General features: G+C 62.4%; 13 protein-coding genes. 11 read left to right on the top strand and 2 right to left on the bottom strand.

The window, feature by feature from the left end:
- Position 1: 1 nt before the first annotated feature.
- The 11 genes from ABID59_RS27945 (at position 2) to ABID59_RS27895 (ending at position 10,701) form a co-directional block, all read left to right on the top strand.
- Positions 2-901 (top strand): alpha/beta fold hydrolase, encoded by a 900-nt coding sequence (locus ABID59_RS27945; RefSeq protein WP_354085532.1) that lies wholly within the window; start codon positions 2-4, stop codon positions 899-901.
- A 35-nt stretch (positions 902-936) separates the two neighbouring features.
- Positions 937-2,274, top strand: a complete 1,338-nt coding sequence (locus ABID59_RS27940) for an MFS transporter (protein ID WP_354085531.1) — start codon at positions 937-939, stop codon at positions 2,272-2,274.
- A 49-nt stretch (positions 2,275-2,323) separates the two neighbouring features.
- Complete coding sequence (locus ABID59_RS27935) at positions 2,324-2,914, top strand: enoyl-CoA hydratase/isomerase family protein (RefSeq protein WP_354085530.1); 591 nt, start codon at positions 2,324-2,326, stop codon at positions 2,912-2,914.
- A gap of 39 nt (positions 2,915-2,953) precedes the next feature.
- A complete protein-coding gene (locus tag ABID59_RS27930; RefSeq protein WP_354085529.1) occupies positions 2,954-3,856 on the top strand; it encodes a LysR family transcriptional regulator in 903 nt (300 codons plus the stop codon).
- Between the two features lie 211 nt (positions 3,857-4,067).
- Positions 4,068-4,769: a pirin family protein gene (locus ABID59_RS27925; RefSeq protein WP_354085528.1), complete on the top strand. Its 702-nt coding sequence runs from the start codon at positions 4,068-4,070 to the stop codon at positions 4,767-4,769.
- A 27-nt stretch (positions 4,770-4,796) separates the two neighbouring features.
- Positions 4,797-5,213 (top strand): DoxX family protein, encoded by a 417-nt coding sequence (locus ABID59_RS27920; protein ID WP_354085527.1) that lies wholly within the window; start codon positions 4,797-4,799, stop codon positions 5,211-5,213.
- 194 nt (positions 5,214-5,407) lie between these two features.
- Positions 5,408-7,153 (top strand): CocE/NonD family hydrolase, encoded by a 1,746-nt coding sequence (locus tag ABID59_RS27915; RefSeq protein ID WP_354085526.1) that lies wholly within the window; start codon positions 5,408-5,410, stop codon positions 7,151-7,153.
- A 28-nt stretch (positions 7,154-7,181) separates the two neighbouring features.
- On the top strand, positions 7,182-7,967 hold the full coding sequence (locus ABID59_RS27910; protein WP_148750839.1) for an enoyl-CoA hydratase/isomerase family protein: 786 nt from the start codon (positions 7,182-7,184) through the stop codon (positions 7,965-7,967).
- A gap of 54 nt (positions 7,968-8,021) precedes the next feature.
- Positions 8,022-9,704, top strand: coding sequence for an AMP-binding protein (locus tag ABID59_RS27905; protein WP_354085525.1), 1,683 nt, complete (start codon positions 8,022-8,024; stop codon positions 9,702-9,704).
- A 136-nt stretch (positions 9,705-9,840) separates the two neighbouring features.
- Positions 9,841-10,491 carry a TetR/AcrR family transcriptional regulator gene (locus ABID59_RS27900; RefSeq protein WP_354085524.1) on the top strand — a complete coding sequence of 217 codons (651 nt, stop codon included), beginning with the start codon at positions 9,841-9,843 and terminating at the stop codon, positions 10,489-10,491.
- Positions 10,492-10,515: 24 nt separating this feature from the next.
- A complete protein-coding gene (locus ABID59_RS27895) occupies positions 10,516-10,701 on the top strand; it encodes a hypothetical protein (RefSeq protein ID WP_354085523.1) in 186 nt (61 codons plus the stop codon).
- A 290-nt stretch (positions 10,702-10,991) separates the two neighbouring features.
- Here the strand turns inward: ABID59_RS27895 and ABID59_RS27890 are convergent, their stop codons facing one another.
- Both ABID59_RS27890 and ABID59_RS27885 read right to left on the bottom strand, forming a co-directional pair.
- Positions 10,992-11,192 carry a hypothetical protein gene (locus ABID59_RS27890; RefSeq protein ID WP_354085522.1) on the bottom strand — a complete coding sequence of 67 codons (201 nt, stop codon included), beginning with the start codon at positions 11,190-11,192 and terminating at the stop codon, positions 10,992-10,994.
- A 433-nt stretch (positions 11,193-11,625) separates the two neighbouring features.
- Positions 11,626-11,916, bottom strand: a complete 291-nt coding sequence (locus ABID59_RS27885) for a hypothetical protein (RefSeq protein ID WP_354085521.1) — start codon at positions 11,914-11,916, stop codon at positions 11,626-11,628.
- Between the last annotated feature and the right edge of the window lie 37 nt (positions 11,917-11,953).

The raw sequence follows: 11,953 nt of genomic DNA, 5'->3' as shown, positions 1-11,953 counted from the left end.
GATGGCAGCATTATCCGCTCTCGACACCGAACTTCTTACGCAGGACTTGCCCGGGCTTGCGCGGGTGGCCGTTGCGTCGCCGATCTATTCCGGACAACGGGGGCAGATCGAATATCGCGTCGCCGGAGACGCGCGCAATCCCGCAGTGCTGATGCTTCACGGGCTCGGCTCCAGCTCGGCCGGATACCGCGCCCAGCTTGCCGGGCTGTCGCGGGATTTTCATGTGATCGCCTGGAATGCGCCGGGCTTCGGCGGCAGTTCGCCCATCTCGGGGCAGGACGCAGGCATCGACGACTACGCGGACGCCGTGGAAGGGCTGCTGTGTGCGCTCCGGGTGCGGCGGCTTGCCGTCCTGGTCGGCAGCTCCTGGGGGAGCGTCGTGGCGCTGGCCTTCGCACGGCGCTATCCAGCGCTCGCCGACAGCCTCGTTCTTTCAGCCCCCAACGTCGCCCGAGGTCATCTCGTCGGCGACGCCCGCGCCGCCGAGCTCAACGCCTGGCTTGGCACGGCGGATATCGACATTCCGGTTTCACGCGCGGCCATCGCGGACAAGTTGCTGGCGCCAGACGCGCCACCGCTGGTCAGGCAGCATGTCGAGCGTTTGCGCGACGCCATGACGACCGAGGGCTGGCGACAGGCGATACGATCGCTTTTCACCATCTCAACGCCGGACATCATCTCCGCAGTGCGGTGTCCGATGGCCATCCTCTCCGGCACGCTCGATCAGGTCGCGCCACATCGGGATCACGCGGCGCGGCTGCTCGCCGCGGCACCTTCCGCGACGTCGCACCAATTCGAGGCTTGCGGTCACATGCTCAAGCTCGAGGCGCCCGCGAAATTCAACGCCATCGTCCGGCAAATGGCGGCCGAAACCTGGAGCGAAGCTTCGATAGCGAAATAGTACACAAAAAAAGCCGACACGCGAGGAAACCAAGGATGAAGACCGAACAGGAAGCAGAGCGGCCCACTTCAACTCATTGGTGGATGGTCAGCGTCCTTTGCCTGGTGAATGCGGTCGCATTCATCGATCGTGCGGCGCTACCGCTCCTGGTTCAACCCATCAAGCGTGATCTCGGGATATCGGACACGATGATGAGCCTCCTGATTGGAGCTGCCTTTATCATCACCTACGCCATCGGAGGCTGGCTTGTCGGCGTGCTTGTCGATCGATTCTCCCGCAGACGCATTCTTGGCATCGGGATCGCAGCCTGGGGAGTGTCGACGATCCTGTGCGGCTCCGCCACGACCTATGCCGGCCTTTTCCTGGGCCGCTGCGGAGTTGGTGCGGGCGAGGCAACATGTGGGCCGGCGAGCATGTCGCTCGTGAAAGATGCCTTTGATACGCGCTTCCGCGGGCGTGCCGTTGCAATCTGGGCGATGGGTGCGAGCATCGGCGGCGGGATCGCACTTCTTGCCGGAGGGGCCATTCTTCACCTGGTCGGCGAAAACGGGGCCTATGTCGTGCCCGTGCTCGGGATATCAATTCGCTCGTGGCAGCTCGTCATGATCGCCTGTGGCGTGATGGCGCTACCCGTTGCCCTGCTCGTTTTCACGTTCCCGGAGCCGGCAAGACGATCAGCCGGCTCAAGCAAATCTGTCGCGTTCAAGGAAGCTCTCGAGGCGATCCGTGGTCGATGGCTGGTCTTTTCGCTGCTCTTTCTGGCCAATGCTTTGACGATCATGCTGTCGGTGGCCTATTCGTCCTGGATTCCCGCGTTTCTCGGGCGGGTGTGGAAGATCCCGGCAGGCGAGATCGGGCTGACTTATGGTCTGATCGTGCTGCTGCTCAGCACCACGAGCCAATTCAGTGCGGGCTTTCTCGTCGACCTGGTCTACCGGCGGTACGGGCTATCGAGTGTCCCAGCGCTCGGAATTGCGATTTGCGCGTTGATCTTCCTGCCGGCCGTCCTGGCGCCTGCGGCCGGATCCATCTCGGCGACCTGGTTTCTGCTGGCTGCTTTCAATCTCCTGGCTGCAAGCCTTTTTACCATCGGCACCTCGACGATCGTGCATCTGTCGCCAGGCTCGGTGATCGGGAAAATAACGGCCGTTCATTTCGCGTGGGTCGGCATCACCGGAACGGCGGTTGCACCGACGCTCGTTGCGGTGATCGCCGATCGACTATTTGAGGGAACGCAGGGCGCTCTCGGTTCCGCGCTATCAACTGTCGGCGGTGCGCTGGCGATCGCCGGCGCGCTGTGTCTTCTCGCCGTCTATTGGCAAATGCGACCCGGCCGTGACGTGCCATCGCTTGTTCCCCAGCGCGCGCGGTGAGGGGCCGTTTCTGGAATCACAATATCAACATGTTGAAGGGAGGTCGGAAATGCAAGTGATCAGGTTCGAACAGAAAGACTCGGTTGGTCATATCGTACTCGCCAATCCGCCGAAAAATCTCATTGCATCGGACTTCTCGGATGCGCTCAAGCAGGCCGTTCACGAAGCCGGCGAGACTGACATCAGGGCATTGCTGGTGAGGGCGGAAGGCCCCAATTTCAGCCAGGGCGGCGATGTGCTCGACTTCCTCGAGAAGAACGCCAGCCAGTTTCGGACCTTCATTGCCGAATGCAATCAGTCGTTCCGCGCCATCGAAGCCTTGCCGATTCCGACCGTCGCGGCCGTGCGTGGATCCGCATTCGGCGGTGCCTTCGAGCTCGCGCTCGCCTGCGACTTCATCGTTGCGGCCGAAGACGCGGTGTTTCGCTGTATCGAGGCTTCGGTGGGATCTGCGCCCGTTGCCGGCGCGGTGCAACGACTGGCGGAGCGGATCGGCCGTTCGCGCGCGGCCCGATACGCCATGCTTTGCGAGCCGATGTCGGGTGTCACCGCCGAGGATGCGAGACGTGGCCGCACGGCGCGGGCCGAGGCCATCAAGAAGGGGGTCGAGCCGCCGAAGATCGTCTTCACCGGCCGATGATGGAACGTCTCGAAGAACGCGAGAGAGAAACGGCGGCAAATGGTGCGCGATCTTAACGATCTCCAGTTCTTTGTCGCCGTTGTCGTCAATCGCGGATTCTCGGCGGCCTCTCGCGTGCTTGGAGTGCCCAAATCGCGCGTCAGTCGCCGCGTCGCCCTGCTGGAAGAGCGGCTCGGCGTGCGGCTGCTCGATCGGACGACGCGAGGACTTGGTCTCACCCAGGTCGGCCAGCAGGTCTACGAGCATGCGCAGGCCGCGTTGATCGAGGCTGACGCGGTCGAGGAGGTTGCGCTTCGCATGCAGGTCGAGCCCCGCGGGCTCGTTCGGCTAAGCTGTCCACTCGGACTTCAGGGCGCGATTGCGGATCCCTTGCCGGGCTTCCTTGCGGCTCATCCTCAATTGCGTGTTCAATGTATCGCGACCAATCGCCGGGTCGACCTGATCCACGAGGGTGTCGATGTCGCGATCCGCGTTCGCGAGCGCCTCGATACCGATGCGGACCTGCAAGTGAAGCGCATCGGTGTCAGCCGGCGAATCCTTGTCGCGAGCCCGAACCTGCTGGCAATTGCGGGCGTTCCGACGTCGCCGGCGGATCTCGGCAACTTTCCGATTCTGCACCAGGACGAGCAGAGCAGCGCTACCTGGCTTCTGACCACGGACAATGGCGAGACCAGAAACGTGCCGGTCGAGCCGCGTCTTGCGAGCGGCAGCTTCGATATCCTGATGGCGGCCGCGTGCCAGGGCGCCGGAATTACGTTGTTGCCGGCCAGATATTGCCAGGACGCGCTCGCCAGCGGCGCGCTCGTCCGGGTGTTGCCGGAATGGAGCGGCACCGAGGGCATCCTGCATCTGGTCTTCGCCTCGCGGCGCGGCATGCTGCCCGGTGTCCGGGTGGTGATCGACTTCGCTGCTGCGGCCCTAAGATCGTCAGCGGCGTCATAGCCGGTGTTCAACCGCCGGCTTGCGCTGCTGTGGCTTTTGTCTCAGCGGAGACGGGCGCGGCCTTCGGCGTAGTCGCAGCTTCCCGTCCATCCGCCGGCGATCGTTCACCAGGTAGAACGAGGCGTCCGGAATCTGCTGACTAATCAACCAGTCGGTTTGGCCACATAACCATTCCCGAAACGGACACGGGGTCCGACGCTAAGGAATGGTCATGTTACAGCTTCGTTCCAAAGAGACACTCGATCACGGAGATCGCGGCTGGCTTAAAGCACGCCACCATTTCATCGTGTCGGCTGAGGGCAATCTCGCGAATGGCCCCCTTGGCGCGCTCGTGGTCTGGAACGACGACGAGATTGCGCCCGGCATGGGCTTCGGACGCCACTCGCACGCGGACATGGAAATCGTGACCTATGTCCGCCAGGGCGCCGTCACGCACGAAGACAGCGCCGGAAATCTCGGCCGCACCGTGGCCGGTGATGTTCAGGTGATGAGCGCCGGGACCGGCATCAGTCATTCCGAGCACAACCGCGACGACGGTCCGCTCAAGCTCTTCCAGATCTGGCTGCGTCCGCGTCAGCCCGGCGGGACGCCCCGGTGGGATAGCCGCAAATTCCCGAAGACAGATCGTGCCGGGCACCTCATCGAGCTCGCGAGCGGGAACCCCGAGAATGCCGAGGCGCTCACGATCCGTGCCGACGCCAGTGTCCTCGGTGCCACGCTGCTTGCTCGGACCACCCTGACCCATACGCCGTCGGCACATTTGCGGCACACCTATCTCGCTCCTGCCCAGGGCGCGATTCTCGTCAACGGGCAACGGGTTGCGGTCGGCGACGGTCTCGCCGCCATCGACGAACCCGAACTCACCATCACGGCCATCGAGGATGCGGAGTTCATCCTCGTCGATGTCGCCTGACCTCACACCAACAAAGGAGCCACTCACATGAACCGCTATCTTCCCCTCATTGGTCGCATCTTAATCGGCCTGCCCTTCGCGATGAGCGGCCTCGGTAAGCTCGCCGCCTTCGGTCCGACGACCGCGATGATCGCCGCCGCCGGTCTGCCTGTGCCGCCGCTTGCTTACATCGTTGCAGTCGCGCTCGAGCTCGGTGGTGGGCTCCTGCTGATTGCAGGCTATCAGGTGCGGGTCGTCGCGCTCGCACAGGCAGTGTTCTGTATCGCTGCTGGCGTGGCGTTCCACAACAACTTCGCCGATCAGAACCAAATGATCCACTTCCTCAAGAACGTCATGATGGCGGGCGGCCTGCTTCAGATCGCGGCGTTCGGCGCTGGCGCACTCAGCCTCGACAACCGCCTGTCCAAGGGCGGCGTGGCTGTCGCGAATGCCGCAGCCCACTAAATTCATGAGCTCGCGCCGACCGCTCCGCAGGCAGAACGTGCCGTCGCCGGGCCGGCGCGAGTTCGCCAAAAATATACTTTACGATCGTAAAATTTAATGACATGGTTCGTTCAGTCGGGCTGGCGGCCGGTTCGCGGCATCTCGACGATCGCCGAACGTCGGCCGCAAGCGCCGCGAACAGCCGGAGTGAAACGATGATCGAGGAACGGGACATCAGTGTTGCCATGCGCGACGGCACGCGACTTGCCGTCGACGTCTACCGACCGGATGCGGCGGGCAAATACCCGGTGCTCTATGCGTCGGCGTTGCACAACAAGGACATTCAGGGGCCTGACATCGCGGACATCCTGCCGCCGCAACCGGCGCACGCCCCGTTATGGTTCGGGCCCATCGAGGCGGGCGATACGAGACGATTCATTGCCAACGGCTATGTCCACGTCATCGCGCAGCCGCGAGGATCGGCCAAGTCGGAAGGCCATTACGGCCACGAGGATACCGACCATTACGATCTGATCGAATGGATCACGCAGCAGCCGTGGTCAAACGGCAAGGTCGGAATGGTCGGCATCTCCGGCTATGCCGGCGAGCAGTGGCGCGCGGCCGCGCAAGGGCATCCCGCCCTGAAGGCCATCTTTCCCTACGATGCGTGCAGTGCCTATGGCGGTATGTTCGGCTTTCGCGACTTCAATCCCGGCGGCGTCCTGCACACATTTCCTTATTTGCTTGACGTCTTCAGCACGGTTCATGAGTCACGCGACCGGCCCGCGGAGCTTCCTGCTGCAGAGGAAGCGCTCTGGCGGCAGGCCATGCAGAACCCGGACTACAAGCAGTACATCAATCTCTACAACATTCTCACCCAGAAGGGGCAGCGCACGTTCGTCATGTATCTCATGATGACGCACCCTTGGGAGTTCGACGGCACCGTCGAGCGCGCCGAAGAAACCTTCAGGAAAATCAAGATACCGTTCTACACCGGCTCGGGAGCCTACGCGTACACCTACAAGCTTCACTGGCTGGGCGCGCAGCATTACTTCCAGAACGTCGACGCGCCGAAGAAGCTGCTGTTCACGGGCCCGGCTCACCTGGAGCGGCCATTCCATCAATACCACGACGAGATCATCCGCTGGTACGACCACTGGCTGAAAGGGCAGGACACCGGCATCATGGACGAACCGCCGGTGCGTTATTGGCTGATGGGCGCCAACGAATGGCGTACCGGAGCGGACTGGCCACTGCCGGAAACGCGGTGGACGAAATTCTATCTTTCACATTGGGACGGCCTGACCGCAGAGCCGCCGCGGCCCGCTGTGGAGGTTGGTGCCGCGGCGCGCGAGCCCGACGTCTTCACCCAGATGCCCGTCACGCGGACGACGAAGGTCGAGCGGCTGCGCTATATCACGGATCCGTTGCCGCATGACGTCACCGTCGCCGGCCCAATCACGCTCACGTTGTATGCAGCGATCGATCAGGAAGACACCAACTGGATCGTCGTCCTCAAGGACGTCGGCCCCGACGTCTCGGTCCGTACCGCGCGCGAGGGCGAGCGCGATATGCCAACGACCTTGCCCGAACGGGAGTTGACGCGAGGCTGGCTGAAGGCTTCGCACCGGGCGCTCGATGAGAAGCGTTCAAAGCCCTGGGAGCCATTCCACAAGCTCACTCGCGACGCGATCTCACCGGTGACGCCGGGCGAGGTGGTCGAGTACCAGATCCAGATCCTGGCGACAGCGAACCAGTTCAAGGCCGGACACCGCATCTGCCTCGACATCACGTCCATGGATGTTCCGACCGGGACCGGCGCGATGACCAATGTCGAGTACATTCCCTATCACGTGTGCAGCAGCAAGACCGTGACGCACAGGATTTATCGGGACGCAGAGCGGCCATCGCATCTGCTGCTGCCCATCATTCCCCAAACAAACAATCAACGTCCGACCTGATCGTCGGCTCAGAGCAGGAGGCATTGCCATGTCGATCCGATTTGAACGCGACGGCGCCGTCGGCAGCATCGTGCTCGCCAACCCGCCATTCAACCGCCTCGACCTGCGTTTTACCGAGGCCCTGCGGGTCGCAGTGCACCAGGCCAGCACCAGCGACATCCGCGTGCTCGTCATCCGTGCGGAGGGACCGCATTTCTCCTTTGGCGGCGAGGTGCGCGAGTGGCCGGGAAAGGACGTCAACTGGTTCAGGACGTTCGTGGCCGAGGTCAACGTCTCCTACCGCACCATTGAAATGCTGAAGATCCCGACGGTCGCAGTGGTCCAGGGCGTCGCGTTCGGCGGCGGCTTTGAGCTGGCGCTGGCCTGCGACTTCCTCGTCGCGGCCGAGAGTGCGACGCTCCGCTGCGTCGAGGTCACCACGGCCATGCTGCCGATCGCAGGGGCCCTCCAGCGCATCGCGGAGCGCGCCGGCCGCGCGCGCGCCTCGCGGCTTGCCATGCTTGGCGAGCCGATGTCCGGACAGGAGGCGGGACAACTCGGAATCGCCACTCATGTGGTGCCCGAGAACGAGCTCGCAGCAACCGCTGCCGCTCTGACAAAGCAACTCGCCACCGGGCCGACCCGATCCTATGCGGCGACGCGGACGCTTCTGAAGGCATGGTCGAGCGGCGGCGTGGCAGCGGCAGACCTCGTGATGCTCGATGTTGCGATGGAGCTCTATGAAGGCGCCGATGCGCAGCGCGGCTTTGCCAACACGGCAGCGGCCTTCGACAAGGACATCGAGCCGCCGACACTTATCTTCGAAGGAAAGTGAGCCGGCTGCGGCGCGGCGAACGTTCGATAGCTCAGAGATGACCGGGAGGAATTCATGCCACGCGAAAGCTATGTGCATGGTAACAGCGGTCCGCCCCTGATCGGGAAAACCATTGGCGCGCTTCTGGATGAGGTGAGCGCGACCGATGACTCCCGCGAAGCGCTGGTTGTCGCTCACCAGAAGATTCGCTGGACCTATTCGGAGCTCAAGTCGCGCTCAGATGCGTTCGCGTCGGGCCTGCTCGCCCTTGGCCTCGAGCCGGGAGACCGGGTCGGCATTTGGGCTCCGAATTGTGCGGAGTGGACGATCGCGCAGTTTGCGACTGCGAAGGCCGGTCTGATCCTGGTCAACATCAATCCCGCCTATCGGCTGAGCGAACTGGAGCACGTCCTGTGGACTGTGGGATGTCGGGCGCTGATCACGGCGGCACGCTTCAAGACCAGCGACTACATCGCGATGATCCGCGAGATCGTCCCGGAGCCGGGAGGCGAGCTCGGCGAGCTGAAGAGCGCGCGTCTGCCCGAGTTGCGCCACGTGATCTCGATCGCCGGCAAGCACGACGGCTGCCTTGCGTTCGATTGGATATCGGAGCGGGGAGAGCAGATCGGCAACCGGCGGCTTGATGCCGTCGCGGCCGCGGTGCAGATGGACGATGCCGTCAACATCCAGTTCACCAGCGGCACCACCGGCTTGCCGAAGGGCGCGACGCTCTCGCATCACAATCTGATCAACAATGCCTTTTTCGTGGGAGAGGCGACCGGAATCGAGCCTGGATCTCGGGTGTGCATCCCGGTCCCGCTCTATCATTGCTTCGGCATGGTGATGGGTAACCTCGGTTGCGTCACCCATGCGGCCACCATGGTGTATCCATCCGAGTCCTTCGATCCCTTGAAGACCCTGGAGACCGTCGCGGCGGAGCGCTGCGATGTGCTCTACGGGGTCCCTACGATGTTCATCGCCCAATTGAACCACCCTGAGTTCAGGCGCTTCGACCTGAGCTCGCTGCGGCGCGGCATCATGGCAGGAGCTCCGTGTCCCATCGAGGTCATGAAGGAGGTGGCTTCGACCATGCACATGAGCGAGATCACGATCGCCTATGGAATGACCGAGACGAGCCCCGTCAGCTTCCAGAGCAGCCGTGACGATCCGCTCGAATTGCGCGTCTCGACGGTCGGCAGGATCCAGCCGCACCTCGAGGTCAAGATCGTCGATCGCCAGGGGCGGACGGTCCCGCGCGGCGAGGCAGGCGAGCTTTGCACCAGGGGATATTCGGTGATGCTCGGCTATTGGAACGACGAAGCCCGGACGAAAGAGGCGATCGACCGCGCCGGCTGGATGCACACCGGAGACCTCGCGACCGTCGACAACGATGGCTACTGCCGTATCGTCGGGAGGATCAAGGACATGGTCATCCGCGGCGGCGAGAACATCTATCCCCGGGAGGTCGAGGAGTATCTCTACCGGCACCCCGACATCAGGGATGTCCAGGTCTTCGGCGTGCCGGACGCCAAATACGGCGAAGAGCTTTGCGCCTGGATCGTCCAAAAGGCGGGCGCCGCACTCGATGAGGAGATTGTGCGGAAATTCTGTCAGGACCGAATCTCGCACTACAAGATTCCGCGCTACGTCCGCTTCGTGGAGAGCTTCCCTTCGACGGTGACCGGCAAGGTCCAGAAATTCGCGATGCGAGAGGTGATGATCGAGGAGTTTGCCCGCGCTGGGAAAACTGGTGCATAAGGCGCGCGATGACGGCGGAAAAGCGCCTTCGTAGAACTCCGCTGCCAACGTCCGGAGCGACTGCCGGCCAGACTCATGTGGGGCCAGTTAACCGTCGCTTGGTGTTCGATAGGAAGCCATGCTAATCGAAGATCGAATGGCGAAGCAGACAGCCCGGCGAGCGCGACCGCGCAAGAGAGCCGAACAACAGCGTTCGATCGAGACGCGAGCCGCGATCCTCAATGCTGCCATCGCGGAATTTGCCGAGCGCGGGTTCGAAGGCGCAAGCATTCGTACCATCGCCGATCGATTGGGTCTGCAACATCCCCTGATCACCTATCATTATCGCAGCAAGGACATTCTCTGGCGGGCGGCAGCCGAGCATGCGTTCGCGCAGATTCGGTCCGGGTGGGAAGTTTTGGCTCCTGAAGGGTCCGAGTTGTCAGCGTTAGCGCGACTGCGACGGGAATACGCGACTCTTTTCCAGTATACTGTCGCATTTCCGGAGTTCCATCGTTTCATGCGCCAGGAGACCTTGACGAGCAATCCCCGACTGAAATGGGTGGCTGAAACGGTCCTCGCCCCGCTTTTGGGCCGGCTGCTGCCCCAGATCGTTGAGGCTCAGAAACAGGGCCTTCTACCCGCCGTCGATCCCATCCTATTCCACTACATGATGGTCAGTCTGAGCGCGACACTCTCGGAGTTCGGGCCCGAGATGCAGATCACAAGCGGGCTGTCACCCGAGGATCCAAAGGTCGTCGCCGCCTATTGGCGTCTCGTGGACGAAACGATCTTCGGAGACGAATAGAAGGAGGAACGCAGGAGACAGGCGGTGATCGCCGCCTGTCCCCGTCCGTTAGGGCAGACCGAACAGTCGGCGCGCGTTGTCGCGATCGATCTTCTTTCGATCGGCTCCGCTGATTTCACAGCGGTCAAACCAGCGGGAAGCGTCCTTGAAGCTTTTCGAACGAGGGTCATCCTGAACATGGACATCTGGAGCAATTCGACAAGCTTCTGAGTTTTAGGCGGACGATCGGAGGAAATATCGCAGATGTGCGTCGTGTGGTGAAAGGCGGTAGCGGTCTCCCGCTACCATCTTTCCCCACATCCCTTTGACGCGGTTTGGATAAGCAGTTTCGCCCAGCAGGGTATTTAATCTCGAACGACCGAACACATGCTCTTCTCGCTGGAGCCACTCCCATGCGACGAGCGCTGCCGTTGCGACCGCAACCGGAAGGCGAGCGCAAGGGTTTCAGCGAGAGGATTTCCAGTTTTCCCGGACCGCTGACAGATTGCGGCCGATCCTGTTCATGGCATGCGCGTGACTTCGACGCGCAGCGCTGGCGTGTCCTTGATCGCCACTCGGCCGTCGACGCCGGCTTTGACGTAGCCGTCCCGCACCCGGACATTGGGCGTGCCAAAAGCGATGTAGAGCACGGCGAGCATGGTGATGACATTAGCGGCCGCGGACGCGGTGAGCGTCCATGCGAGCAGCGAGATATTGCGCATCCCTTTAAGTTCTCCGAATTCAGCAGCTCCGAGTTCGCGCGCACAGCCGATGCGGCCGCAGGGCAATTAAGGCGAGGCCCACCAGCCGTCCGGAAAGGGCTCTAGCGGTTTAGTATCATCGTTATCGGGGTCCCTCGGACCGCCAGCCCGGCGGCTATCCGGTGGCGGCGTAGGTCGGCGGTCCGTTGGGACCCAACAACGGAGACTAGATGAATCAGATGGGGCTAGCTGAAGTTTCGAAGTGTTCACGTTTGGACAAAGCTGCGTATGAATAGAATGGTTGGCAACAAGCAACGTTGGGGCTCGCCGGCCCTCATGGCGGGACGACTAACTCCAGGCTAACCCGCGCCGTCCACCAGCAACCTGCGATCCGTCAAGTTCTTCTCTACCGGCAAAAAGAAAATTGGGCCCCGCCAGCGCGAACGCCATGCCGTTAATCGATCTGCTGTTGGCCCGCGCAAATTATCGCTAAGGCCCTTTCCGATTTTGCGAGAATTTTCTGCCTTGCTTCAGCGATCTGTTCGAGAGGCGGCACGAGCTCCCGTATCCCCATCTCAATTCCGAGATCGTTAAGGGCCCTCTGATCAAACAGGATCGAGTCATCCGCCCAGCGGGTCATCTGTTCCGCCCAGCGATTGCGAAGGTCATTCGCGGACAGCTGTTCATAGCGGCGGCCGCGGACCAGATAAGATTGGCGATTTTCCGATTGCCGGCTTTTCAGCATGGCCTCGACAGCTTGAACCGCCCCGGGTTTGCCGGAG

Origin of the sequence: Bradyrhizobium sp. S3.3.6, from assembly GCF_040546905.1 — a bacterium.
Lineage (GTDB): Bacteria > Pseudomonadota > Alphaproteobacteria > Rhizobiales > Xanthobacteraceae > Bradyrhizobium > Bradyrhizobium cytisi.
Note: the sequence above shows the minus strand (reverse complement) of the source record. Positions and strands in the feature narration are given on the sequence as shown.